The 23,357-nt window shown below is 64.0% G+C and carries 24 protein-coding genes; 8 read left to right on the top strand and 16 right to left on the bottom strand.

The window, feature by feature from the left end:
• Positions 1–15: 15 nt before the first annotated feature.
• Positions 16–2,337 carry a copper-transporting P-type ATPase gene (locus D8S75_RS06580; protein ID WP_119965261.1) on the bottom strand — a complete coding sequence of 774 codons (2,322 nt, stop codon included), beginning with the start codon at positions 2,335–2,337 and terminating at the stop codon, positions 16–18.
• 207 nt (positions 2,338–2,544) lie between these two features.
• Between D8S75_RS06580 and D8S75_RS17385 the strand changes: the two genes are divergently transcribed.
• Complete coding sequence (locus D8S75_RS17385; protein WP_157982597.1) at positions 2,545–2,868, top strand: hypothetical protein; 324 nt, start codon at positions 2,545–2,547, stop codon at positions 2,866–2,868.
• Between the two features lie 61 nt (positions 2,869–2,929).
• Here D8S75_RS17385 and D8S75_RS06575 read toward each other — a convergent pair whose 3' ends face one another.
• From D8S75_RS06575 to D8S75_RS17380, 10 genes are all read right to left on the bottom strand, one after another.
• Complete coding sequence (locus D8S75_RS06575; RefSeq protein ID WP_370807470.1) at positions 2,930–3,388, bottom strand: c-type cytochrome; 459 nt, start codon at positions 3,386–3,388, stop codon at positions 2,930–2,932.
• Between the two features lie 187 nt (positions 3,389–3,575).
• Positions 3,576–4,208, bottom strand: coding sequence for a methyltransferase family protein (locus D8S75_RS06570; protein WP_119965259.1), 633 nt, complete (start codon positions 4,206–4,208; stop codon positions 3,576–3,578).
• A gap of 5 nt (positions 4,209–4,213) precedes the next feature.
• A complete protein-coding gene (locus D8S75_RS06565) occupies positions 4,214–4,492 on the bottom strand; it encodes a DUF2933 domain-containing protein (RefSeq protein ID WP_119965257.1) in 279 nt (92 codons plus the stop codon).
• Positions 4,493–4,501: 9 nt separating this feature from the next.
• The gene (locus D8S75_RS06560) at positions 4,502–4,981 is read right to left on the bottom strand and encodes an EMC3/TMCO1 family protein (protein ID WP_119965256.1); all 480 of its coding nucleotides are present in this window, start codon (positions 4,979–4,981) and stop codon (positions 4,502–4,504) included.
• An 86-nt stretch (positions 4,982–5,067) separates the two neighbouring features.
• Positions 5,068–5,415: a copper-binding protein gene (locus D8S75_RS06555; protein WP_119965254.1), complete on the bottom strand. Its 348-nt coding sequence runs from the start codon at positions 5,413–5,415 to the stop codon at positions 5,068–5,070.
• Positions 5,412–5,903 (bottom strand): DUF411 domain-containing protein, encoded by a 492-nt coding sequence (locus D8S75_RS06550; protein WP_119965252.1) that lies wholly within the window; start codon positions 5,901–5,903, stop codon positions 5,412–5,414. Before D8S75_RS06550 ends, D8S75_RS06555 begins: the two co-directional genes overlap by 4 nt.
• A gap of 24 nt (positions 5,904–5,927) precedes the next feature.
• Positions 5,928–6,422 (bottom strand): cupredoxin domain-containing protein, encoded by a 495-nt coding sequence (locus D8S75_RS06545; protein WP_119965251.1) that lies wholly within the window; start codon positions 6,420–6,422, stop codon positions 5,928–5,930.
• A 27-nt stretch (positions 6,423–6,449) separates the two neighbouring features.
• On the bottom strand, positions 6,450–7,862 hold the full coding sequence (locus D8S75_RS06540; protein ID WP_119965628.1) for a multicopper oxidase family protein: 1,413 nt from the start codon (positions 7,860–7,862) through the stop codon (positions 6,450–6,452).
• 16 nt (positions 7,863–7,878) lie between these two features.
• Positions 7,879–9,312: a TolC family protein gene (locus tag D8S75_RS06535; protein WP_119965249.1), complete on the bottom strand. Its 1,434-nt coding sequence runs from the start codon at positions 9,310–9,312 to the stop codon at positions 7,879–7,881.
• The gene (locus tag D8S75_RS17380; RefSeq protein ID WP_157982596.1) at positions 9,312–9,671 is read right to left on the bottom strand and encodes a hypothetical protein; all 360 of its coding nucleotides are present in this window, start codon (positions 9,669–9,671) and stop codon (positions 9,312–9,314) included. Before D8S75_RS17380 ends, D8S75_RS06535 begins: the two co-directional genes overlap by 1 nt.
• A 124-nt stretch (positions 9,672–9,795) precedes the next feature.
• On the opposite strand from D8S75_RS17380, the gene D8S75_RS06530 reads away from it, so the two are divergent.
• On the top strand, positions 9,796–10,479 hold the full coding sequence (locus D8S75_RS06530; protein ID WP_119965248.1) for a heavy metal response regulator transcription factor: 684 nt from the start codon (positions 9,796–9,798) through the stop codon (positions 10,477–10,479).
• Complete coding sequence (locus D8S75_RS06525; protein ID WP_119965247.1) at positions 10,480–11,874, top strand: heavy metal sensor histidine kinase; 1,395 nt, start codon at positions 10,480–10,482, stop codon at positions 11,872–11,874. It abuts the gene before it with no gap.
• A gap of 248 nt (positions 11,875–12,122) precedes the next feature.
• Here the strand turns inward: D8S75_RS06525 and glmS are convergent, their stop codons facing one another.
• Complete coding sequence (gene glmS, locus D8S75_RS06520) at positions 12,123–14,012, bottom strand: glutamine--fructose-6-phosphate transaminase (isomerizing) (RefSeq protein WP_119965246.1); 1,890 nt, start codon at positions 14,010–14,012, stop codon at positions 12,123–12,125.
• A 136-nt stretch (positions 14,013–14,148) separates the two neighbouring features.
• Here glmS and D8S75_RS06515 point away from each other — a divergent pair, with 136 nt between their 5' ends.
• The gene (locus D8S75_RS06515; protein ID WP_119965245.1) at positions 14,149–14,640 is read left to right on the top strand and encodes an Lrp/AsnC family transcriptional regulator; all 492 of its coding nucleotides are present in this window, start codon (positions 14,149–14,151) and stop codon (positions 14,638–14,640) included.
• 164 nt (positions 14,641–14,804) lie between these two features.
• Positions 14,805–15,914, top strand: coding sequence for a diguanylate cyclase (locus tag D8S75_RS06510; RefSeq protein WP_119965244.1), 1,110 nt, complete (start codon positions 14,805–14,807; stop codon positions 15,912–15,914).
• Positions 15,915–16,003: 89 nt separating this feature from the next.
• On the opposite strand, the gene D8S75_RS06505 is transcribed toward D8S75_RS06510, so the two are convergent.
• The 3 genes from D8S75_RS06505 to D8S75_RS06495 all read right to left on the bottom strand — a co-directional run bounded on the left by D8S75_RS06505 (position 16,004) and on the right by D8S75_RS06495 (position 18,768).
• The gene (locus D8S75_RS06505; RefSeq protein ID WP_503167744.1) at positions 16,004–16,687 is read right to left on the bottom strand and encodes a sensor histidine kinase; all 684 of its coding nucleotides are present in this window, start codon (positions 16,685–16,687) and stop codon (positions 16,004–16,006) included.
• A gap of 128 nt (positions 16,688–16,815) precedes the next feature.
• Positions 16,816–18,246, bottom strand: a complete 1,431-nt coding sequence (gene glmU / locus D8S75_RS06500; protein ID WP_119965241.1) for a bifunctional UDP-N-acetylglucosamine diphosphorylase/glucosamine-1-phosphate N-acetyltransferase GlmU — start codon at positions 18,244–18,246, stop codon at positions 16,816–16,818.
• Positions 18,247–18,297: 51 nt separating this feature from the next.
• A complete protein-coding gene (locus D8S75_RS06495; protein ID WP_119965239.1) occupies positions 18,298–18,768 on the bottom strand; it encodes a DUF2917 domain-containing protein in 471 nt (156 codons plus the stop codon).
• A gap of 120 nt (positions 18,769–18,888) precedes the next feature.
• On the opposite strand from D8S75_RS06495, the gene D8S75_RS06490 reads away from it, so the two are divergent.
• Together D8S75_RS06490 and D8S75_RS06485 are read left to right on the top strand one after the other, a co-directional pair.
• Positions 18,889–19,863, top strand: coding sequence for a LysR substrate-binding domain-containing protein (locus tag D8S75_RS06490; RefSeq protein WP_119965237.1), 975 nt, complete (start codon positions 18,889–18,891; stop codon positions 19,861–19,863).
• Between the two features lie 142 nt (positions 19,864–20,005).
• Positions 20,006–20,404: a bacteriohemerythrin gene (locus tag D8S75_RS06485; RefSeq protein ID WP_232828942.1), complete on the top strand. Its 399-nt coding sequence runs from the start codon at positions 20,006–20,008 to the stop codon at positions 20,402–20,404.
• Between the two features lie 34 nt (positions 20,405–20,438).
• Here the strand turns inward: D8S75_RS06485 and tyrS are convergent, their stop codons facing one another.
• Positions 20,439–21,671 (bottom strand): tyrosine--tRNA ligase, encoded by a 1,233-nt coding sequence (gene tyrS / locus D8S75_RS06480; protein WP_119965234.1) that lies wholly within the window; start codon positions 21,669–21,671, stop codon positions 20,439–20,441.
• Between the two features lie 239 nt (positions 21,672–21,910).
• On the opposite strand from tyrS, the gene D8S75_RS06475 reads away from it, so the two are divergent.
• Positions 21,911–23,227 (top strand): M23 family metallopeptidase, encoded by a 1,317-nt coding sequence (locus tag D8S75_RS06475; RefSeq protein ID WP_370807469.1) that lies wholly within the window; start codon positions 21,911–21,913, stop codon positions 23,225–23,227.
• Positions 23,228–23,357 lie beyond the last annotated feature (130 nt).

Below are 23,357 nucleotides of genomic sequence, written 5' to 3'. Positions count from 1 at the left end.
GAGGTCCCTGCGCCCTCAATGGCCACGGCGCAGTCGCAGCGCATTGAAAATCACCGAAGCTGAGCTGAGGCTCATTGCCAACGCTGCGATCAGGGGGGACAGCAACCACCCGGTGAATGGGTACAGCACGCCGGCTGCGATCGGCACCCCAAGGCCGTTGTAGACAAAGGCGAAGAGCAGGTTTTGGCGCATGTTCCTAACGGTATCGACGGAAATGTCCCGTGCCGCTGTAATGCCACGCAAATCGCCCTTTACCAGCGTGACCTGACCACTGTTCATGGCGACATCCGTACCGGTGCCCATGGCAACGCCGACGTCAGCCTTGGCCAACGCAGGGGCATCATTGATGCCATCACCAGCCATGGCGACGATATGGCCTTTCTTCTGAAGCTTCTCTACAAGCTCCAGCTTGTCGGCGGGCTTGACCTCTCCATGCACTTCGTCGATACCGAGCTTCGCACCCACGGCCCTTGCTGTGGTCAGGCCGTCACCGGTCGCCATCACGATGCGCAGACCACTGGCATGCAGCGACTGGATCGCATCGGGCGTGGTGGCCTTGATCGGATCGGTGACGGCCAAGATACCGGCAAACTCCCCATCCACCGCAAGATGCATCACGCTGGCGCCCTCGCTACGGAGTCGCTCGCCGTCTACCTTGAGTGCATCGGTCGCCACGCCTTCTTGCTGCATCAGTGCGGCATTGCCCAGCACCAGTCGGCGACCATCGATCGTGCCTCGTACACCGATGCCGCTGCCAGATTCGAAATCAGCGGGTGGGACCAGCGCCATACCCTTACCGCGCGCAGCGCTCACGATTGCGTCTGCCAGTGGATGCTCGCTGCCCTGGTCCAGGCTGGCGGCCAGACGCAGTACATCGTCGGGCGTGTAACCCGGGGCCGCCACGGCCGTGTCAAACGCAGGTTTGCCTTCGGTCAGCGTACCGGTCTTGTCCACGATCAGGGTGTCGACCTCGCGCATCTTTTCAATGGCGCCGGCATCCCGGAACAACACGCCTTGGGTAGCGGCACGGCCGGTGGCGACCATCACGGACATGGGGGTGGCCAAGCCCAAGGCACATGGGCAAGCGATGATGAGCACCGCCACTGCATTGATCAGGCCGAATACCCAGCTCGGCTCGGGACCAAACAGGCCCCAGGCCAGAAAGGTGGCCGCCGCGATGAGCACCACCGCCACCACAAATTTTCCAGCCACCACGTCGGCCATGCGCTGCATCGGGGCCTTCGAGCGCTGCGCATTGGCCACCATCTGCACGATCTGCGACAGCATGGTGGCAGCGCCAACCTTCTCGGAGCGCATCACCAGGGCGCCACTGGTGTTCAGGGTAGCACCGATCACATTGTCACCGACCCGCTTGGTCACTGGCACGGGCTCGCCTGTCAGCATGGACTCATCCACGGCGCTGCTGCCCTCTGTCACCACACCATCGACCGGCACTTTCTCGCCGGGGCGGATGCGCAGCAGATCCCCGACGTGCACATGGTTCAGCGGCACATCCTCTTCGCTGCCATCCACATTGATACGGCGCGCGGTCTTGGGCGCCAGGCCCAGGAGCGCCTTGATCGCGGCAGAAGTTTGTGATCGTGCCTTCAGTTCGATGATCTGGCCCAACATGGTCAACGAGATGATGACCACGGCCGCCTCGTAATAGACCGCCACGCGGCCCATGGAGACGAACGATTCAGGGAACACGCCCGGCGCCAGCGTGGCCACCAGGCTGTAGGCGAAGGCCGCGCCCGTGCCCAGGCCGATCAGGGTCCACATGTTGGGGCTGCGCTGGACCAGGGATTGCCAGCCCCTGACAAAGAAAGGTCCACCCGTCCACACTACGACTGGCAGCGACAGCGCCAACTCCACCCAGGTTTGCGCCTTCATGTCGAACCATCCGAGACGATGCCCAAACATCGCCAGGACCGTCACGAGCACGGTGAGCGGCAACGTCCACCAGAAGCGCTGCTGAAAATCGCGCAACTCGTGGTTGTCGTCCTCGTCCAGGGGAATGATGGGCTCCAGCGTCATGCCGCACTTGGGGCAATTGCCGGGATGGTCCTGCCGTACTTCTGGATGCATGGGACAGGTGTAGACGGTGCCAGAAGGAGCTGGCGTTGCTTCACCTGGCACATCGACTTGCGCGGATGCGGCGCGCGGCGCCGGTGCTTCACCATGAACATGGCCGTGATGATGGCCATGCTGATGACCATGGTTCGGCTCCCCCTCCGGCACCAGAAGCATCTGGCATTTGGGGCAGCGCCCCGGGTGGTCCTGCCGAACTTCCGGATGCATGGGGCAGTGGTAGATCAGCGTTGTGCTTGCTGGCATGGTTGATTGCTCCAGATTTGGCGCCGCTGTGAAAACGATTCCAGTGGCAGGGTCACGTCAGGCCATGGGAATGAATCACGCGCCTGTCGAAATGAGAGAAACGTAATTTGGTCGTCATCGTTTTGTTGGCGGCAGCTTCATACAGTCGGTACGTGCCTTTCGCACAGGCCGGGAATCCCGCCTCAACCTTCTGAAAAGGACTTCAAAATGATTGCCAAGACCACTTCTCTCGCGCTCGCTGTCGCCCTGACGGCTCTTTCCGGTATTGCTCAAGCAACATCTGCATGGCATCAAGGGAATGGTGACGTGGTTCACTTCACGCCCGAGCACATCGGTCAAAACACCGCCAAACATTCCCTGGATCCGAACGTTCACGATCAAATGCTCCATGGCGATGCCGTGACCCCGCAGATGGCGCAAAAATCCGATGCGGCAACTGCTGGCAGCAAAACGCGGCAGCAGGTTTCCCTGGAACTGCGTAACCAGTCCACCAATGAGCGCGAGCAAATGAAGGCGCTCTACACCAACTGATCTTTGTCTTGCGCGCTCAAGGCCCGCTGCTACTGCAGCGGGCCTGTCTTGATGGAACACCTCAGCGCTCCAGTGACTTGCGATATTGGTCATTGAGCTGGTCATGGCGTACGCGGGTTTCTTGTGGCCACTGCGCCTTGATCCATGAGAGCACAGCCACAATCTCGGTGTCACTCAAAACACCGTCATATCGAGGCATGTCGGTGCGGTAGCCAGGCTGCCGAATCAGTTGGGCCAGACCATGCTTGGTAATGGCGAACAGCTGTGCATCAGGATGGTGCCAGGTATGCCCGCTTTCATCGTGCGGAGGCGCTGGCAATAGGCCATTCGGGCCGTGTTCGCGCCAGTTCGGTTGCCCTTCGCCACGGACTCCATGGCAGGCAGCGCAATGCTGTGCATAGATGCGAGCCCCGGCCTGCACGGTCTGCAGGTCATCGGGACGCAGTGCATATGGTTCCAGCTCGGCAGTCCATGCACCCTTGGCTCTCAGCACATACAAGCCGGCCGCAGCCAGCAGCACGGCCAGCAATCCACACAGTATCCAAGCCCTCATGTTCGTGCGCATTGGCAACTCAGGCATACCCGCAGCCACGGTTGACGCGCAGACATGCGGCAAGAACCAGATGGGAAGCCCCGAACCGAATGGGCAGAGGAATTGAACTCATGGACGCCTCCGAGAGAGGGTAGAACCTACGGCCAGAACTCGCTCAACCCAGTCTTGGAACAAAACGAGGAACTTGGCTTGCATAGTCTTTCCAGGTATCGCCAAAACGCATTTCGCTATCGCGCTCTTCCGCCAAGGACAATCGGGCGTACATCACCATCAAAGTTGGAAACATCAGCAATGTCAGCGCCGTCGGCCATTGCAACAAGAAGCCCAACATGATCAATACGAAGCCGATGTACTGCGGGTGGCGCACACGAGCGTACGGACCTGTACGTGCCAATTGGCCATTGCGCTGGGCCTCATACAGCACTGGCCACGCTTCTGCCAGCAGCCAGAAACCACCGCCAATGAACACATAGCTGAGGATATGGAAGGGACCGAAATGCGGATCGCCACCCCAGCCGAAAAGCAACTCCAGCAGATGGCCAGCGTCATGGCCCAGGAGATCAACTCCTGGAAACTTCTGCCCCAGCCAGCCCGACAGGAAATAGATGGTCAACGGAAAGCCGTACATCTCGACAAACAGCGCGACGATGAAAGCCGTGAACGCGCTGAAGCTGCGCCAGTCGCGCGCATTGACCGGCTTGAAGAAGCTGAAGGCGAACATGACGAACACAGCGATGTTCACCACCACCAGTGACCAGAGCCCGTAAGCGGATCCAGTGTGTTCCATGATGCCTAGCTCCTGTGAGGATGTTCATCCTTCCGGGTGGTATCTGTCTCGGCATGTCCGCCGTGTCTGCCGTGTCCTCCGTGCATGAAAACGTGCATCAGCGGGCAAAGCAGCAAGATCGCGTAAGGCCACCATTGCGCCAGATGGGCTTGGTGTTCGGTCCATAGAAAGTAACCAGCACCCGCACCGATCACCAGGAGCCCGATGGCATAGCGTGAGCGCCAAAAGCCGCCAGTGTTCGGGCCACGCTGTCCCGGTGGCTGAGGGGCATGGTTGTGGTTCATGAACGCCCCTTACTTGGCCGTTGGCGGCATTGGCGACTGCATGCGATCCATCATCATCTGCATCATGGATTCCATCATGTCCATGCGCTTTTCCATCATCTGCTGACGGTCAGACATACCGCTGCTCATGCCCTTGCCGCCTTGCATGCCACCCATCTTGGACATGCCGCCCATCTGCTTCATCATGGCCATGCCTTCCTGCATCATCTTCATTTGCTCGGACATCAGCGCCTGACGTTCCTCGGGGGTTTGGGCGGCCATCATTTTTTCGCGCATGGCTTGCATGTTCTTCATGTGCTGATCCATGGCAGCCATTTTTTCCGCACCCATGGATGGGGCCGGCGTCTTCTTTGTCACCACAGAAGCCGGGGAGGAAGCAGCCGCGCCCTCCGGATGATGGTCTTTATGCTCGTCGGCGCTTTGGGCGAAAACACCCAGCGACGCCGTTGCCACGCACATGCCGATCAGGGTTTTGCGAATATTGATCATGGTTCTCTCCTGTCCTGGTTGAAACAGCCGTGGTCATCCTTGGAAGGCATGAGCGCGCGGCAATGGCACGCAATTGCAGCGTGTTCTTAGCGGAGCGGCTGGATATCGGTGACGATCAGCTTGCCTCCCTCGCTCACCGCCATGAACTTGATCTTGTCGCCCGGCTTGACCGTGGCCAACAAGCCCTTGTCCCTGACCGTGAACACCATGGTCATGGCCGGCATTTCCAGATGTTTGATTTCACCGTGCTTGATCGTGACCTTGGAGGACTCCAAGTCCACTTTCCTTACATCGCCTTCGGTCAAGGATGCGGTGGAGGCCGCAGACGCATGGCTATGGTCATGTTCCGTGGAGGCCTGTGCGAAGCTGCTCGTTGGCAGCAAGGAGCCCGCGGCGAGGGCGGAGACAACAAGGAGATGGGTAAGGAGGTTCATGCTTTTCCTGCGTGCGATGTGAAAACTTGCGCCGATCCGTCTTTCTGGATCAGCAGCACCTGGTAGGCATCCCGGCGCCCGCCATAGGCAGGCCCATCCATGCCCGGCGAGCCGATGGGCATGCCTGGCACGGCAAGACCAAGGGCCTTGGGCTTTTCCTTCAGAAGGCGTTGGATGTCGGCGACCGGTACATGACCTTCGATGACGTAGCCCTGCACCAGCGCGGTGTGACAGGACGCAAACTTCTGCGCGACTCCCAGCCGGGCACGCGCCGCATTGTTTCCCTCGTCGACCACGCTGGCACGGAAGCCGCTTTGCTCCAGGTGCGCGATCCAGTCCTTGCAACATCCGCAGTTGGGATCTTTCCATACCTGCATGGCAATTGACGGGGACGTGGCGGCGGCAGGCATGGAGACTGCACCTAGGGCCAGCATGCTCAACAGGAACATGCGACGCATGGGCTTCGAAGAGGGGGCTTTTTCTCGCATGGTTGAATTCCTTCTTGGAGAGACTTATTTCTGGGCCACCTTGATCAAGCCCTTCATGCCAGCCTCATAGTGGCCGGGCATCAGGCAGGCAAAATCCACGGTACCGGGCTGCGTGAATTGCCAAACGATCTCCCCTTGCTTTCCCGGAGCCAGCGTCACTTTGCCTGGCTCGTCATGCTCCATCTCGGGATACTTTTTCATCGCCTCCAGATGCTCCAGCAAGTCCTTCTGGGTGCCCAGGCTCAGTTCGTGTTTGACCTGACCTTTGTTCTTGACGATGAATCGCACGGTTTCATTTCGATTGACCTGGATGGTGGAAGGCGTGTACCGCATGTCGTCACTCATGCTGATCGTGATCGTGCGAGTGGCTTTCCGAGCCTCACCGGGCTTCCCGATCGCGGTTTCATCGGTGCCATGACCATGCCCACCGGAATGGCTGCCACTTGCATAGGCCAGTCCAGTGACGGCGAACATCAGCAGGGCGATGATTTTTTGGGGGGTCTTGCGTGCGCTTTTCATCGAAGTCATTGAAGTAGTGTTGGCGTGTCAGTGGTCATGGTGCGAACCAGGTTTGCGCACCTTGACCTCGGAAGATTTGCTGGACTCCTGGACGCGGGGCATGGACTGCCCTCCGTTGGCCTTGGATCGGGCCGGCTCAGCCAACGGCCCTTGGTATTCGTGGGCGACCGTGCCCTCCGGATGCTTGAACCAGCCCGGGTCCTTGTAATCACCAGGTTTTTGATCACGGCGGACCTTCAACACGCTGAACATCCCGCCCATTTCGACGGAGCCAAAGGGCCCCTCGCCAGTCATCATGGGCACTGTGTTGTCAGGGATCGGCATCTCCATCTCGGTCATGTCCGCCATGCCGCGCTCGCCCATCACCATATAGTCCGGGATGAGGCTGGATATCTTTTTTGCCACCCCTCGGTGGTCAACTCCGATCAGGTTCGGAACGTCGTGCCCCATCGCGTTCATGGTGTGGTGGCTCTTGTGACAATGAAATGCCCAGTCACCCTCCTCGTCTGCAACGAACTCGATCTGGCGCATCTGGCCGACAGCAATGTCCGTCGTCACCTCGGGCCAACGTGTGCTTTTCGGGGTAGGTCCACCATCGGTGCCTGTGACCACGAACTCGTGTCCGTGGACATGAATTGGGTGGTTGGTCATGGTGAGATTGCCGATGCGGATGCGCACCTTGTCGTTCAAACGCACATTGAGCGACTCGATTCCGGGAAAGATTCGGCTGTTCCAAGCCCAGAGATTGAAGTCCAGCATGGTCATGGTCTTGGGCGTATAGCTTCCTGGGTCAATGTCGAAGGCATTGAGCAAGAAGCAAAAGTCCCGCTGCACCTCGTCAATCAGCGGGTGCCTGGACTTTGGATGGGTGACCCAGAAGCCCATCATCCCCATCGCCATCTGCGTCATTTCATCCGCGTGTGGGTGGTACATGAAGGTCCCTGGCCGCCTTGCCACGAACTCGTACACAAATGTCTTTCCTGGCTGGATCGCTGGCTGGGTCAATCCGGCCACGCCATCCATGCCACTGGGCAAACGCTGTCCGTGCCAGTGGATGCTGGTATGTTCTGGCAGCTTATTGGTGACAAAGATGCGCACCCGATCGCCTTCCACCACTTCGATCGTTGGCCCTGGGCTCTGCCCGTTGTAGCCCCACAGATGGGCCTTGAAGCCTGGAGCCATCTCGCGCACCACGGGCTCGGCGACCAGATGAAATTCCTTGACGCCCTGGTTCATCCTCCAGGGAAGCGTCCATCCATTCAAGGTCACGACCGGGTTGTAGGGACGACCGCTAGTGGGCACCAACGGCGCCATGGTTTGCGCCGAACTCTGGATGATCGGCTCTGGCAGTCCTGCCATGGCGACACGGCTGACCGTACTGGCCGCGACAGCCCCACCAGCGATACCTGCAAATCTGAAAAAGTCTCTTCTCGATGTCATTGCTTGCACCTGGTGCTCAGTGGGCTTCGCCATCGCTGCCGGGTACAGGGGAGACGGCAGAAAGGGATGCATTGGTGGGGCGGCCAATCAGCGAGGCCTGAAGGGCCGCCTCCGCCAGCCAGAACTGCTGTTCTGCACTGATGGTCGCCATCACGGTATTGATCTGATCACGCGCGTCGGCCAACAACTCGAACACGCCAATGATCATTCCGTTGTAGCGAAGCTGGTTTTCCTCTGAGATCAGCTTTCGCAACGGAATAACCTCGTCTCGGTGATGGCGGGCAATATCCAATGCAGTTCTGTAGGCCGAATAGTTCTCTCGCAAATTCGAGGCCGCCGACCGTACCGTTGCTTCAAGCTGACTGGCGGCAGCCAACGTTCGGGCATTCCAGGCGTCGCGTTGCATGCTTCCCCAGTCGAATAGGGGCAGGCGAACTCCGATTTCATACCCACGGGAGTTGGAGCGTGCTCCTGCCGCGCTATCGAATTGGGTATCACGGCGGACCGTCATTTCGATGTCTGTCATGCTGGTGACCACAGTCAAGCTCTGCGCCTTCCCCGCGGCATTCAGAGCGTTCTGGGCAAGACGGATATCCAATCGCGCTTGGGTGGCCAACGCGCCGACCGCCTGCGGGTCCAGCGCTTGCCGTGGCAAATCGGGTAACCGATCGGGAAGCAGGAGCATGTGAGCCTGAGATGCATCGAGGCCAAGCAAGCGGACCAGCTCCTCTCGGCTGGAAATTGCCTGGTGCCTTGCCGTGGCCAGACGCGTGGCGGCATCGGCGAAAAAGACCTGTTCGCGGGCACGGCTGAGGCGGCTGAAATTTCCTATGGATTGCATCCGACGGGCCAGTTCGGCACTTGCTTCTGCACTTTGGAACACCTGTTGCGCATACTGATGGGTCTGCTGTGCGGCAACTGCGCGCACCCATGCCTGCCGAACACGGGTAACGTGGTCCACGACTTCACCAGCCAAGCGCAACTGCGCTAGCTCCATGCGCGTGGATGCAATCTGCTGGCGCGCAGGAAGAGTGAGAAGATCAAGCAGGCCGAACGACAGCGCTCGTCCCAACTCCAGCTCATCACCTGCAACTATGCGTTCGAAGCCAAACACAGGGTTGGCAATTCGCCCTGACTGCGCTGCCTCGGCGGACTCCGCCCATCCTTGAGCCAACAATGCCTGCAACGCTTGGCTGTTCACCAATGCCAATGCGACCGCCTCTTTTTGACCAAGAGGGGCCGACAGGAGCTTGCGGGCGGTTTCAGTGTGCTGTTGACGCTCCTCCGCGCTTCGGGCCAGCACCAGCTTGCCTTCAGCGAAAGCCGCCACGTCATTGTTCACCCGTCCGATGCTCTGCTCAGGGCTGATGCTGGCACAGCCGGAGAGAACCGCAATAACTGAACCAGCCAAGGCCAGCGTGGCTCTGCGCTGCGGCAACTGAATCCACATCACGGCCTTCCCTTCTCACTGGAGCCGACATTGGGATTTGTGGTGGCAGGCTTTTCATTGGTGCTATTGACAGCAGCTTCCTTGGCGTAGAAGCGCCAGCCCCCAATTCGCCTCACTTGATCATTTGCCTCGCGCCATGACTGCAGAGGCTGGTCTACATACGGCTGGTATCTACCGAGTTCGGAAACGTACTGCAGTTCGCCGGGCACTGAATCCAGTGTCCTGGCTGGATTTGTCAAAGCGGTCTGCGCCGAAGCAGCAGTAGCGGCCCATACCAGCATCCAGGGTAGCTTCATCGCCGCTGGGCGCAGAGAAGTGGAAAGTCGCCTGGACGATCCGCTGTGAATCTCGGTTTTCATGGTTGAGATTCTTGAACGATGTCCATGACACAAAGCTGTGCGCCAAATTACATCTTTGTTATCTACATGTAAGGCGCAGAAAACCTGGTCACACTATCGCCACGCAACGGAGTGGAGAGCGACCGTGAGGATTCTGATCGTTGAAGACGAGCCCAAGACGGGGGAGTATTTATGCCAAGGCCTTGGCGAGGCTGGATTTGTGGTCGATCTGGCATCTAACGGCATTGATGGCCTGCACCTGGCGCTGCAAGGTAAGTACGACCTGGTGATTCTCGATGTCATGTTGCCAGGACTTAGCGGTTGGCAAATCCTCCAATCGATGCGGCAACATGGACTGCAAATGCCAGCAATGTTTCTCACCGCCCGCGATCAGGTGGAGGACCGGGTGAAGGGGTTGGAGCTGGGTGCAGACGACTATCTGGTCAAACCGTTCTCGTTTGCCGAACTGTTGGCACGTGTGCGCACCATCCTGCGGCGAGGACGCAGCGGAACAGAGAGCACGACGCTGAGGGTGGCGGACCTTGAACTTGACTTGTTGCGCAGGCGAGTTACCCGCGCGGGTAAACGCATCGACCTGACCGCCAAGGAGTTCGGCCTACTGGAGCTATTGATGCGGCGCAGCGGCGAAGTGTTGCCGCGTTCATTGATCGCCTCGCAGGTGTGGGACATGAATTTCGACAGCGACACCAATGTGATCGAGGTCGCCATGCGCCGCCTGCGCATCAAAATCGACGAAGGACAGGATGTCAAACTGATCCAAACGGTACGTGGCATGGGCTACGTGCTGGAAGCCCCCGAGGAGCCGTGAGTGCTACGCCGTCTTTCGCTCACCAGTCGCCTGACGGCTTTCTTCACGACGGTGGCTGCCTCCGTTGTTCTTGGGTTGGGCGCGATGTTCATGATTGCCACCGATCGACATTTTCAGGAGCTGGACCGTGCTGCCCTCAGAGACAAGAAACTCTTGATTGAGAGCATTCTTGCCCACGCCAATTCGCCAGAGGATGCCAAATGGCGGTTGGATGATGCCTTGAGCCATCATCATGGCCTCTATGTGGCGGTGAAAGACTCGCAAGGAGCCCCCCTCTTCCAATCAGAAGGCTTCCATGTACCTGAACGCCCACATTCGGGACATCCATCCCCGGACGGATCTTCATTCGAAGCTTGGAAGAGTGGTGAAAGCGAGTTCAACGCAATTCATTTTCAGGCCCGCACATCAAGTGCACCAGCGACAAATCTTGACATTTTTGTGGCCATTGATATTGAGCATCACCAGCAGTTTTTGTCCGATTTGCGGCGCAACCTTGGCATCTATGCCGCCATTGCCACGTTGATCAGCGGCTTGCTGGGCTGGCTGGCCGCCCATCAAGGCATGGCTCCACTGCGCGCAATGAAGAAGCGGGCTGCTGCGGTCACTGGGCAACGGCTGGAGGAGCGCATGCCCGTTGACTCCGTGCCCGTCGAGATGGCTGATCTGGCACACGAACTCAACCATATGCTGGGCCGCCTGCAAGAAGATTTCCAGCGCTTATCGGAGTTTGCATCCGATTTGGCGCATGAGCTGCGCACGCCAATCAGCAATCTGCTCACCCAGACCCAGGTGACTTTGTCTGCCAAGCGCGACGCCGATACCTACCGCGACACACTTGCCTCCAATGCGGAGGAACTGCAGCGTTTGGCCAGAATGGTGGCCGACATGTTGTTTCTTGCCAAGACGGAGCGAGGGGTAGATTTGCCTCACAAGGAGCTGTTTTCCGCTGCTGGGGAGGTTCAAGCGCTTGTAGAGTTCTATGACGCTGTCGCGGAGGAAAAAGGAATTCGCTTGGGTGTGCAGGGCGACGGAGACATTCAGGGGGATCGACTGATGTTTCGCCGCGCGGTGAGTAATTTGCTCTCCAATGCGATACGACATACGCCAGAGATGGGAGCGGTGCAGATATACGTGTCGAGCGATGAAGAGGCCGTCGAGGTGACCGTCGAAAATACAGGCAGAGAAATCGACCCGAAAGATCTCTCCCGGGTGTTTGACCGCTTCTATCGTGCCGATCCTTCCAGAACACATCCAGGATCTGATGGGGCAGGATTAGGACTGTCCATTACCAAAGCTATCGTTGAGGCACATGGGGGTACCGTATCCGCCCATTCCTCCCAGGGGAGAACGCGCTTCACCTTGATCTTCCCCTCCCCAAGACTTCAGGGCATCTGAAAGTGAAAGTTGGGCCAGCAGAATTGCGTGCAGTTGGCGCCCAGCAAAGCTGCAAATGAGTCCGAAGTAGCGGGGCTGATTTAACTGGACTCGTCATCACACCAGCGAATGGCTTCGCCAGAGGATATTCATGGTTGAAGACGAGCACAGCTGCGGCTGTCTGCTGCAAAGCAACATTCCGACAGGGAATATTCCCAGCCCGACAGACTCTATTCCTGCAGATCATACGGGGCGCTTCAACTAGCAAACTACTCCACGGTCACGCTCTTGGCGAGGTTTCGGGGCTTGTCCACATCGGTCCCGCGCGCGCAGGCGGTGTGGTAGGCCAGCAGTTGCAGCGGCAGCACGTGCAGGATGGGCGAGAGGGCGCCGTAGTGGCCGGGCATGCGGATGACGTGCAGGCCCTCGCTGCTTTCGATGCGGGTGTCGGCATCAGCCAGCACGTAGAGCACGCCGCCGCGCGCGCGCACTTCCTGCAGGTTGCTCTTGAGCTTTTCCAGCAGCGCGTCGTTGGGCGCCACGGTCACCACGGGCATGCTGCTGGTGACCAGCGCCAGCGGGCCATGCTTGAGTTCGCCGGCCGGGTAGGCCTCGGCGTGGATGTAGCTGATTTCCTTGAGCTTGAGCGCGCCTTCGAGTGCGATGGGGTAGTGCAGGCCCCGGCCCAGGAACAGGGCATTTTCCACGCGCGCAAAGACTTCGGCCCAGCCGATGATCTGGGGTTCGAGCGCCAGCACGGCCTGCAGGGCATTGGGCAGTTGGCGCATGGCCTTGAGGTGGGCGGCTTCTTCTTCCTCGGTGAGGCGGCCGCGCGACTGCGCCAGCGCCAGCGTGAGCAGGAACAGGCCCGCCAGCTGGGTGGTGAAGGCCTTGGTGCTGGCCACGCCGATCTCCACGCCCGCGCGGGTGATGTAGGCCAGCGCGCACTCGCGCACCATGGCGCTGGTAGCCACGTTGCAGATGGTGAGGGTGTGCTTCATGCCCAGGGCTTGTGCGTGGCGCAGCGCGGCCAGGGTGTCGGCGGTTTCGCCGCTCTGGCTGATGACGACGACCAGGGTGCGCGGGTCGGGCACGCTGGTGCGGTAGCGGTATTCACTGGCCACCTCCACCTGGGTGGGGATGCCGGCGATGTCTTCGAGCCAGTATTTGGCCGTGCAACCGCTGTAGTAGCTGGTGCCGCAGGCCAGGATGAGCACGCGGTCGATCTCCTTGAACACGCGCCAGGCCGCCGTGCCGCCCGGGCCGTCGAACAGCTCGGGCACGATGGCCTGCACGCCTTCGAGGGTGTCGGCGATGGCGCGCGGCTGCTCGAAGATTTCCTTCTGCATGTAGTGGCGGTAGGGTCCCAGCTCGGCCGCGCCGCTGAAGGCCTGCACGGTGCGCACGGGGCGCTCGGCGGGCGTGAGCGCCTCCTTGCCCTGGCCCACGATCCAGTAGCGGCCCAGTTGCAGGTCCACCAGGTCGCCCTCTTCCAGGTAGACGATCTGGTCGGTCACGCCGGCCAGGGCCATGGCGTCGCTGGCCAGGAAGTGCTCGGCGCCGTCCTGCCCCACGCCCAGGATCAGCGGCGAGCCGGCGCGCGCGCCCACCACGCGGTGCGGCTCGTCCTTGTGCAGCACGGCGATGGCATAGGCGCCGCGCAGTTCGGCCACGGCGGCCCGCACGGCCTCGAACAGGTCGCCTCCGTAGTGGCTGTCGACCAGGTGGGCGATGACCTCGGTGTCGGTCTGGCTGGTGAACACGTAGCCACGCGCCTGGAGTTGCGCGCGCAGCTCCTCATGGTTCTCGATGATGCCGTTGTGCACCAGCGCCACGCGGCCGGGCACGCCGTCGCCGCCCGGGCCGGCGCTGAAGTGCGGATGGGCGTTGCGCACGGCCGGGGCGCCGTGCGTGGCCCAGCGGGTATGGGCGATGCCGGTGGCGCCCTCGATGCGCTCGGTCTGCACCTGCTCCAGCAGTTCGGCCACGCGCGCCGTGCTGCGGGCGCGCTGCAGGGCCGCGGGACGGGCGGGGTCGAGGCTGGAGGCGTGCACGGCCACGCCGCACGAGTCATAGCCCCGGTACTCCAGCCGCTGCAGGCCTTGCACGAGGATGGGAACGATGTTGCGCTGGGAAACCGCGCCGACGATGCCGCACATGGGTAGGCTCCTGTGGAAGGGAATGGCGCGATCGTAGGGAAGCCGACGCCTAATTTATGATTGATTTTTGCTGCAATTTGAAATTTAATTTCACTCAACCAGAGAAAAGAAATTTTCTTTCACATACAAACAAAAAATGGAATCCATCACCCTAGACGCCACCGATCTGCAGCTGCTCGACCTGCTACAGCACGATGCCGGCCTGAGCAACCAGGCCCTGGCCGAGCGGGTGCATATCTCGCCGCCCACTTGCCTGCGGCGCGTGCGGCGCCTGCACGAGGCCGGCGTGATCGAGCGCCAGGTGGCCATCGTGCAGCCCGACCGCCTGGCGGCGCTGTGCGGCCACGGGCTGGCCTGCATCGTCGAGGTATCGCTCGACCGCCAGGGCGCCGAGCAGCTCGACGCCTTCGAGGCCCGCGCCGTGCGCGAGGCAGCCGTGCAGCAGTGCTGGCGCGTCTCGCCCGGGCCAGACTTCGTGCTGGTGGTGCACACGCGCGACATGCCGGCCTACCTGCAGCTCACGCAGCGCCTGTTCACGGGCGACGCCAACGTGCGCAACGTCAAGGCATTTTTCGCGACGCGCCGGGCAAAATTCGAGACAAAAGTGCCTCTAACGCCCGAAACATAAGCGCCAAAAGCTATGAATAACATAGCATCAGCCACGCGCATGGCGCGCGCTACCCGCGCGAGAGCGAGCGGCTTGGCGCCCTCGCGGCGCGTAAGACTCGCGTACCCGCCCCCTGGTAGGCTCGCATGCACGGGGCGCCATGCCCCGGCGCCACACGCCCGCCCATGACTTCCGCCCCCGCGAACCCACCGCCGCACGGCCCGCGCCACCCTGGCGACAACGGCCCGGCCTCGCGGCGGCGCACCTTCCGCCACATCTACCCGCTGCGCGTGCTGGGCATGGGCCTGGGCGGCCTGCTGGTGGCCAGCGTGCTGCACCAGCACCAGACGCTGCGGGATTACTGGGTGCTGGCGGTGCTCTCCTTCCTGGTCTGGCCGCACCTGGCCTACCTGCATGCGCGGCACAGCACCAACCCGTTCCGCGCCGAGATCTACAACCTGCTGATCGACTCGGCCATGGTCGGCCTGTGGGTGCCGCTGATGCACTTCAACCTGCTACCCAGCGTGGTGCTGGCCGCCGTGACCACCTACGACAAGTTCAGCACCGGCATCAAGCGCCTGTGGCTGCATTCGTTGCCGGGCATGTTCGGCACGGGTGTTCTGGTCACGCTGCTGGCGCGGCCCGAGCTGCGGCTGGAAAGCTCGCTCACCGTGATCGTGTGCACGCTGCCGCTCATCATCGTGCACAGCCTGGCCGTCAGCGTGGCCAGCTACCGGCTGATCCGCACCGTGGCCCGGCAAAACCGCCAGCTCGAAGCCATGCGCCGCACCGACGCCCAGACCGGCCTGGCCGCGCGCAGCCACTGGCAGGAGCAGGCCAGCGACAGCCTGGAGCGCTACCACGCCAGCGGCGAGCCCGCCTGTCTGCTGATGATCGACATCGACCACTTCAAGTCCATCAACGACCTGCACGGCCACACCGTGGGCGACGAGGTGATCCGCGCCGTGGGCCAGGTCATCCGCGACTGCGTGCGCGCGCACGACCACGCGGGCCGCTACGGCGGCGACGAATTCGCCGTGGTCTGCGGCGACACCCGTGCGCCCGAGGCCCACGCCATCGCCGAGCGCATCCGCGACGGCATTGCCGGCCTGCGGCTGCGCGAGCTGCCCGGCCTGCGCCTGACCAGCAGCATCGGCCTGGCCGAAACCCGGCGCAGCCAGCTCAGCCTGCGCGACTGGATCAACGACGCCGATGCCGCGCTCTACCGCGCCAAGGACCAGGGGCGCAACCAGGTGGCGGGCCCGTCAGCGCCGGCCCAGCCGCAACCGGTCTGACGGGCTGCCGGCGGGCCATCTGGTTTGATAAAAATTGGCCTCCAGCGCATAACCAGAAAGCGCAACTAGCTATTGATTCAATAGCAAAATCACCCCGGCCAGGACACGCGTACCGTGCAGCCCTCGCCCACGGCGGCCGTGGCGCTGGCCTCGCCGCCATGGCGCCGCGCAATGGCGCGCACCGCCGCCAGGCCGGCGCCCACGCCCTCGAACTCGCTCTCGCGGTGCAGGCGCTGGAAGACGCCGAACAGCCCGGCCGCCTGCGCGGGGTTGAAGCCCGCGCCGTTGTCCCGCACCGTCAGCGTGACCCGCCCATCCGCGCCGCGCTCGCCGCCCACGGCGATGCACGCCGGGTCGCGCCCGCGCGTGAACTTGAGCGCATTGCCCAGCAGCTCGGCCAGCATCTGGCGCAACAGCGGGGCATCACCCTGCACCACGGGCAGATCCGGGGCCATTTGCCACTGCACCGCGCGGCCCTGCGCGGCGGCGGCCTGCGCGGCGCGCGCCTCTTCCACCAGCGCGGCCAGATCCACGGATTCACGCCGCAGCGGCGCGCGCGCGATGCGCGAGAGCACCAGCAGGCCTTCGAGCATGCGGCCCATGCGGCGCGCGGACTGGTCCATGGTGGCCAGGAAGGCCAGCGCCTCCTGCCGCGCCTCGGCCTCCAGGCCCGGCGCCTCCTGCAGCAGCTCGCTCACCAGCGGCCCGTAGGACGTGATGTGGCGCAGCGGCGCACGCAGGTCGTGCGAGACAGCGTGCATCCACTCCTGCATGGCATCGGCCTGCTCGGCCAGTTGCGCATCGCGCTGCGCCAGCAGGGCGCGCAGCGCCGGAGCGTCGAGTGTCTCGTACCGGTTCGCCTCCGGCTCGGGGCACCCCGGAGTATCCGAGGGGGCGCCGCTCATGGCTTGGCCTGCTTGGCGGGCCGCTGCCAGTTGGCAATGGCCACCTGCCTGCCACGCGCCACGCCCAGGGCGCCCGCGGGCACATCCTTGGTGATGGTGGAGCCGCCGCCCACCGTGGCGCCGGCGCCGATGGTGACGGGCGCCACCAGCACGCAGTTGCTGCCGATGTGCGCGTCGGCTTCGATGACGGTGCGGTGCTTGTTCGCGCCGTCGTAGTTGGCCGTGATGCTGCCCGCGCCGTAGTTCACGCGCTCGCCCACGCTGGCGTCGCCCAGGTAGGCCAGGTGGTTGGCCTTGGCGCCGTCGGCCATCATCGAATTTTTCACCTCGACGAAGTTGCCGATGTGCACCTCGCGGCCCAGCTGCGCGCCCGGGCGCAGGCGCGCGTAGGGGCCGACGAGCGCGCCCGCGCCCACGTGGGCGCCGAGCTTCTCGCCGTCGATGTGGGTGTAGGGGTGTATGACGGCACCCGCCGCGATGCTGGCGTTGGCGATGCAGCAGTGCGCGCCAATGCTCACGCCCTCGCCCAGCTCCACGCGGCCGGTGAAGATGCAGCCCACGTCGATCTCGACATCCTGGCCGCACACCAGCGCGGCGCGCGTGCCGGTGCGGGCGTCGTCGCGCAGGTCGAAACGCGCCGGATCGGCCAGGCGCACGCCCTGCTCCATCAGCGCCTGGGCCTGGCGCAGCTGGTGCGCGCGCTCCAGCTCGGCCAGTTGCGATGGACTGTTCACGCCGGCCACCTGCAGCGCGTCCTGGATGCGGTGCGCCACCACCGGCAGCCCGTCCGCCACGGCCATGGCGACGATGTCGGTCAGGTAGTACTCGCCCTGGGCGTTGTCGTTGGTCAGACGCGCCAGCCAGGGCTTGAGGTGGCGCGCGGGCACGGCCATGATGCCGCTGTAGACCTCGCGGATGCTGCGCTGCGCCTCGCTCGCGTCCTTGTGCTCGACGATGCCGCGCACGGCGCCATCGGCACCCCGCACGATACGGCCGTAGCCCATGGGGTCGGCCAGTTCCACGGTGAGCAGCGCCAGCCGCTCGCCCGCGCAGGCCTCGACCAGCGCGCGCAGGGTTTCGGGCCGCGTCAGCGGCACGTCGCCCGAGAGCACCACCACCATGCCGTCGTCCGGCAGGTGCGGCACGCCCTGCTGCACCGCGTGGCCGGTGCCGAGCTGGGGCTCCTGGCGCACGAATTTCAGGTCAAATGTGCCTGCAGCGCCCGCCAGTCCTGCGGTAGCTGCTTCTACTTCCATAGCACCATGGCCGGTGATGACGATGGCGCTGCGCGCCCGCAGGTGGGCGGCCTGGTCCAGCACATGGTGCAAGAGCGGGCGGCCCGCCAAGCGCTGCAGGACCTTGGGGATGCGGCTTTTCATGCGCGTGCCCTTGCCGGCCGCCATGATGAGGATGTCGAGTGGTGTCATGACAATGGGTGGTTTCCGGCACGGGCCCGCCCCGGCCGGATGGCGGAGGGATTATCCGCCGCCGCACGGCACCCCGCGGCCCGCGCCGGCGTGGGCCGGCAAACCCGCCCAGTCCCACAGCCCGGCGAGCACGCGTGCGCCAGCCCGCCCGGCCCGCGACAGCGCCTCCGCCAGTTCGCGCGCGGGCTGCGCCACGGCATGCTCCCAGTCGGCGCGCACAGCGCTGGGTGCCAGGTCCCAGCGGAAGGCGGCAGCCGGCCAGCCGGCGCAGCCCCAGGGCTCGATGACCACATGGGAATCCGGCCCGACGACCAGGCGTTCGCCAGCGACCAGCACCTGGTCCACGCTGGCGCCGTGGCCGTCGGGCGCCGTGACCCAGACGCGGCCCAGGGTGATTTCCAGCACGCCGCGGTCGCGCGGATAGAGCGACAGCGCGCGCCCGGCCGGCAGCTTCCAGTGGCCTGCCTGTGCGCGGCCGGGCGCGCTGGCCAGGGACGAGGGCAACAACGAAGAGGAAGACATGGCAGGCTCCTTTGCATCAATAGTGGTTTCCGGTGCAGCCATGTTCTTCCGATTTCCCGCCAGGGTCCAATGAAAACGCGCTACGCTATTGATTCCTTTAACGCATCAATCAGGACACCCATGCCCGCTCCGCATCCCACCACCGCGTTGCAGCGCACCCGCCCTGTGTCGGTGGGCCACTGGCGCGCCTTCCTGGCCGTGGCGCGGCACCTGAACTTTCGCGCGGCGGCCGACGAGCTGGCGCTCACGCAGTCGGCCGTGAGCCGGCAGATCCAGGCGCTGGAGGACGAAGTGGGCGTACCGCTGTTCCTGCGCCACACGCGCGCCGTGGAGCTGACCAGCGCGGGCGCGCAACTGCAGCGCGCCGTGGTGCCCGCGCTGGAGCGCATGGACGCCGCCGTGCGCCTGGTGCGCCAGACGGCCGGGCGCAAGAGCGTGGCCATCACCACCTGGGCCAGTTTTGCCTCGACCTGGCTGATCCCTCGCCTGGAGGCCTTCCAGCGCGAGCACCCGGACATCGACATCCGCATCGACGCCAGCGATGCGCAGGTGGACCTCGACACCTCGGACGTGGACCTGGCCCTGCGCTACAGCCTGCCCAGCGGGCGCGTGGACGGCGCCGAGCGCCTGTTCGGCGAGCAGCTCGCCGTGGTGGCCAGCCCCTGGTTGCTCAAGAGCGCCGAGCCGGTGCGCCAGCCCACCGATGTGGAGCGTTTCACCCTGATCGAGGCGGGCGACGCGCACCGCAACCAGCACCTCGAATGGCTGTCCTGGCGCCGCTGGTTCGCCGCGCACGGCTGTCCGCTGCTGCAGCCGCCGCGCTGGCTGTATTTCAACTACGCGCACCAGATCGTGCAGGCCGCCCTCAGCGGCCAGGGCCTGGCGCTGGCGCGCATGCCGCTGATCGCCGACGCGCTGGCCAGCGGCGACCTGGTGGAGGTGCTGCCCGGCCGGCGGCTCGATTCACCGCTGGCCTACTGGCTGCTGATTGGCCCGCGCAGCAGCCCGCGCCCGGAGGTGCAGGCCTTCTGCGCCTGGCTGCGCGCCGAGGCCGCGCGCACCCGGCAGTCGGTGGGCGACCACGGCGGCGGCTGAAAACCCTTGACCCCATCATCGATAAGGTTATGGATTGATGGGCGTCAATAAGGAGTGCGCCCACTCCCTCTACAACAGAGCCTGGTGCTTCCGGCCGGCAAGCACCCACACCAAGGGAGCAAGGGAGATCCGGATGACGTTCATGCCATGGACCCGCGAGCTGGAGCTGGGGATCGCGGACATCGACAGCCAGCACCAGTGGCTGGTGCAACTGACCAACAAGCTGCACGACGAGCTGTCGCAGCCCGCCCCCGGGCGCGAGGCCATCGGCGAGGTGCTGGAAGGCCTGGTCGACTACACCCACAACCACTTCATCGTCGAGGAGGTGATGTTCCAACAGCACGGCTACCCCGAAACCCCCGCGCACAAGGCCGAGCACGACGGATTCACCAGCAAGGCCATGGAGCTGCTGATGCGCTTCGAGATGGGCGAGGAAATCACCTTCGAGGCGCTCGATTTCCTCAAGGAATGGCTGGTGCACCACATCTGCAAGGTCGACCGTGCCTACCTGCCCTTCTTCCAGGCCAAGGGCCTGGCCTGAACGCCGGCCCGCGCGCGCGGGCCGGTGGACGCCCTCAGGCGAGGGTCACGCGCGCGAACTTGCGCTTGCCCACCTGTACCACGTAGGTGCCGGCGGCGAGCTTGAGGCCCTTGTCGCTGACCACGCTACCGTCCACGCGCACGCCGCCACCATCGATGAGGCGGCTGGCCTCGCTGGTCGAGGGCGCCAGGTTGGCCTGCTTGAGCAGGGCGCCGATGCCCAGGGGCGCACCGGACAGCGCCACCTCGGGGATTTCATCGGGCACGCCGCCCTTGCTGCGGTTGATGAAGTCCTGCTCGGCCGCGTCGGCCGCCTGCGCGCTGTGGAAGCGCGTGGTGATCTCCTTGGCCAGCAGCACCTTGGCGTCCTTGGGGTTGCGCCCGCCGTCCACCTCGGCCTTGAGCCGGGCGATCTCTTCGAGCGAGCGGAAGGACAGCAGCGTGTACCAGCGCCACATCAGCGTGTCGGAAATGCTCAGCACCTTGGCGAACATGGTGTTGGCGTCCTCGCTGATGCCGATATAGTTGTTCTTGGACTTGGACATCTTCTCGACGCCGTCCAGGCCTTCGAGCAGCGGCATGGTCAGGATGCACTGCGGCTCCTGGCCGTATTCCTGCTGCAGGTGGCGGCCCATGAGCAGGTTGAACTTCTGGTCGGTGCCGCCCAGCTCCAGATCGCTCTTGAGCGCCACGGAGTCGTAGCCCTGCATCAGCGGGTAGAGGAACTCGTGCACGCTGATCGAGTTGCCGGCCGTGAAGCGCTCGTGGAAGTCGTTGCGCTCCATCATGCGCGCCACGGTGTACTTGGCGGCGAGCTGGATCATGCCGGTGGCGCCCAGCGGCTCGCACCATTCGCTGTTGTAGCGGATCTCGGTGCGCGCCGGGTCCAGCACCAGGCTGGCCTGGCGGTAGTAGGTCTCGGCATTGACCTTGATCTGCTCGGGCGTGAGCGGCGGGCGCGTGCTGTTGCGGCCCGAGGGGTCGCCGATCAGGCTGGTGAAGTCGCCGATCAGGAAGATCACCTGGTGGCCCAGGTCCTGCAGTTGGCGCATCTTGTTGAGCACCACGGTGTGGCCGATGTGGATGTCCGGCGCCGTCGGGTCCAGGCCCAGCTTGATGCGCAGCGGCTGGCCCGTGGCCTCGGCGCGCGTGAGCTTCTTCACCCACTCGTCGCGGGGCAGAAGCTCCTCCACGCCGCGCAGCGAAATTTCCAGCGCCCGGCCTACACCATCGGTGACCGGCTCAGATGTAACAACAGATTGATTCATAAGGGTTTTCTTGGGTGTGCCGCTCTGGTGGTTCGCTATACTTGCGCCCACATCGCAGTGGCGGATTCTAAGTGGCCCGTCCCAAGGGGATCTATCTCCCGAAGCTGCGGCACTGACAGTCTGCCCGCCCCGCAACCCCTGGTTCCCATGCCAGGGCGTCTTGCTGGGCGTGCAATCACCCTGGGGATCGACTCTTGAACACCGGCTTGACCACCGCCAGCCTCGCATTGCGCGACCGGATGATCCAAGGCATCCAGAAACACCCCCGACGCATCACCGCCATCCTCGCCGCCCTGCTGCTGACGGGCGGTGGCGGCGCGTTCGCCGTGGCCTCGCTGGCTCCCGATCCGGCCGACCTGCCGGTGCGCCAGATCGAGCAGTCCATTCCCTCGCTGGCCAGCGGCCTCTCGCTGGCCGAGCTGACCGAGCAACCCGGCTTCTCGCTGTTCCGCACCGAGCAGCTGCGCAGCAGCGACACCGCCGAATCCCTGCTGCAACGCCTGGGCGTGGCCGACCCGGCCGCCGCCGCCTTCCTGCGCCGCGACGCCCATGTGCAGAAGAACCTGATGGGCCGCACCGGCCGCTCGGTCTCCGCCGAAACCACCGACGACCACCGCCTGCTGCGCCTCACGGCCCGCTGGGCTCCCGATGACAGCGGCACGTTCAAGCGCCTGGTGGTCGAGAAGACCGACGCGGGTTTCGCCTCGCGCATCGAGACCGCGCCGCTCACGGCCTCCAGCCGCCTGGCCGGTGGCGTGATCCAGAGCTCCCTGTTCGCCGCCACCGACGCGGCGCGCATCCCCGACCCGGTCGCCGTGCAGATGGCCGAGCTGTTCTCGGGCGACATCGATTTCCGCCGCGCGCTGCGCAAGGGTGACCGCTTCTCCGTGGTGTATGAAACGCTGGAAGCCGACGGCGAGCCGCTGCGCAGCGGCCGCGTGCTGAGCGCCGAATTCCACAACAACGGCAAGTCGCACCAGGCCCTGTGGTTCCAGGAGCCCGGCGCCAGCAAGGGCGCCTACTACACACCCGACGGCCAGAGCCTGCGGCGCGCCTATCTGACCTCGCCGGTCGAGTTCTCGCGTGTCTCCAGCGGCTTCGCGATGCGCTTCCACCCCATCCACAAGACCTGGCGCGCCCACCTGGGCACCGATTTCGCCGCCCCCACGGGCACCCCGGTGCGCACCGTGGGCGATGGCGTGGTCGAGTTCGCCGGCGTACAGAACGGCTTCGGCAACGTGGTCTTCGTCAAGCACCGCAATCAACACGTCACCGTCTACGCCCACCTCAGCCGCATCGGCGTGAAGAAGGGCGAATCGGTGTCCCAGGGCCAGACCATCGGCGCCGTGGGCTCCACGGGCTGGGCCACGGGCCCGCATCTGCACTTCGAATTCCGCGTCAACGGCCAGCACCAGGACCCGATGGTCATCGCCCGCCAGAGCGAGCCCGCCGCGCCCGTGTCGGCCGCCGGCCGCCCTGCGTTCGACCGCCTGGCCGCCGTCATGCGCACCGAGCTGGCCTCGGCCGAGCTGGTCCAGCAGGCCAGCGCTGAATAACGATGCATCCCCCTGAGGCGCTTCGCGCCTTCCCCCTTCTCTCGGCTGGCGCCGGGAAGGGGGACACCGCCAGCGCGGCGGGGCGGCCCTTGCGCGGCGGCTGCTGGCTGGAGCCGCGCGCACTTCAAGG

The organism is Simplicispira lacusdiani (genome assembly GCF_003604195.1).
GTDB classification, from domain to species: Bacteria; Pseudomonadota; Gammaproteobacteria; order Burkholderiales; family Burkholderiaceae_C; genus Simplicispira; species Simplicispira lacusdiani.
This window is presented reverse-complemented; position numbering and strand designations above follow the sequence as displayed.

Coding starts and splice junctions, on each gene's coding strand:
- D8S75_RS06580 (WP_119965261.1), bottom strand. CDS start 2,337: ATGCCAGCAAGCACAACGCTGATCTACCACTGCCCCATGCATCCGGAA.
- D8S75_RS17385 (WP_157982597.1), top strand. CDS start 2,545: ATGATTGCCAAGACCACTTCTCTCGCGCTCGCTGTCGCCCTGACGGCT.
- D8S75_RS06570 (WP_119965259.1), bottom strand. CDS start 4,208: ATGGAACACACTGGATCCGCTTACGGGCTCTGGTCACTGGTGGTGGTG.
- D8S75_RS06565 (WP_119965257.1), bottom strand. CDS start 4,492: ATGAACCACAACCATGCCCCTCAGCCACCGGGACAGCGTGGCCCGAAC.
- D8S75_RS06560 (WP_119965256.1), bottom strand. CDS start 4,981: ATGATCAATATTCGCAAAACCCTGATCGGCATGTGCGTGGCAACGGCG.
- D8S75_RS06555 (WP_119965254.1), bottom strand. CDS start 5,415: ATGAACCTCCTTACCCATCTCCTTGTTGTCTCCGCCCTCGCCGCGGGC.
- D8S75_RS06550 (WP_119965252.1), bottom strand. CDS start 5,903: ATGCGAGAAAAAGCCCCCTCTTCGAAGCCCATGCGTCGCATGTTCCTG.
- D8S75_RS06545 (WP_119965251.1), bottom strand. CDS start 6,422: ATGAAAAGCGCACGCAAGACCCCCCAAAAAATCATCGCCCTGCTGATG.
- D8S75_RS06540 (WP_119965628.1), bottom strand. CDS start 7,862: ATGACATCGAGAAGAGACTTTTTCAGATTTGCAGGTATCGCTGGTGGG.
- D8S75_RS06535 (WP_119965249.1), bottom strand. CDS start 9,312: ATGTGGATTCAGTTGCCGCAGCGCAGAGCCACGCTGGCCTTGGCTGGT.
- D8S75_RS17380 (WP_157982596.1), bottom strand. CDS start 9,671: ATGAAAACCGAGATTCACAGCGGATCGTCCAGGCGACTTTCCACTTCT.
- glmS (WP_119965246.1), bottom strand. CDS start 14,012: ATGTGCGGCATCGTCGGCGCGGTTTCCCAGCGCAACATCGTTCCCATC.
- D8S75_RS06515 (WP_119965245.1), top strand. CDS start 14,149: ATGGAATCCATCACCCTAGACGCCACCGATCTGCAGCTGCTCGACCTG.
- D8S75_RS06510 (WP_119965244.1), top strand. CDS start 14,805: ATGACTTCCGCCCCCGCGAACCCACCGCCGCACGGCCCGCGCCACCCT.
- D8S75_RS06505 (WP_503167744.1), bottom strand. CDS start 16,687: ATGCAGGAGTGGATGCACGCTGTCTCGCACGACCTGCGTGCGCCGCTG.
- glmU (WP_119965241.1), bottom strand. CDS start 18,246: ATGACACCACTCGACATCCTCATCATGGCGGCCGGCAAGGGCACGCGC.
- D8S75_RS06495 (WP_119965239.1), bottom strand. CDS start 18,768: ATGTCTTCCTCTTCGTTGTTGCCCTCGTCCCTGGCCAGCGCGCCCGGC.
- D8S75_RS06490 (WP_119965237.1), top strand. CDS start 18,889: ATGCCCGCTCCGCATCCCACCACCGCGTTGCAGCGCACCCGCCCTGTG.
- D8S75_RS06485 (WP_232828942.1), top strand. CDS start 20,006: ATGCCATGGACCCGCGAGCTGGAGCTGGGGATCGCGGACATCGACAGC.
- tyrS (WP_119965234.1), bottom strand. CDS start 21,671: ATGAATCAATCTGTTGTTACATCTGAGCCGGTCACCGATGGTGTAGGC.
- D8S75_RS06475 (WP_370807469.1), top strand. CDS start 21,911: ATGATCCAAGGCATCCAGAAACACCCCCGACGCATCACCGCCATCCTC.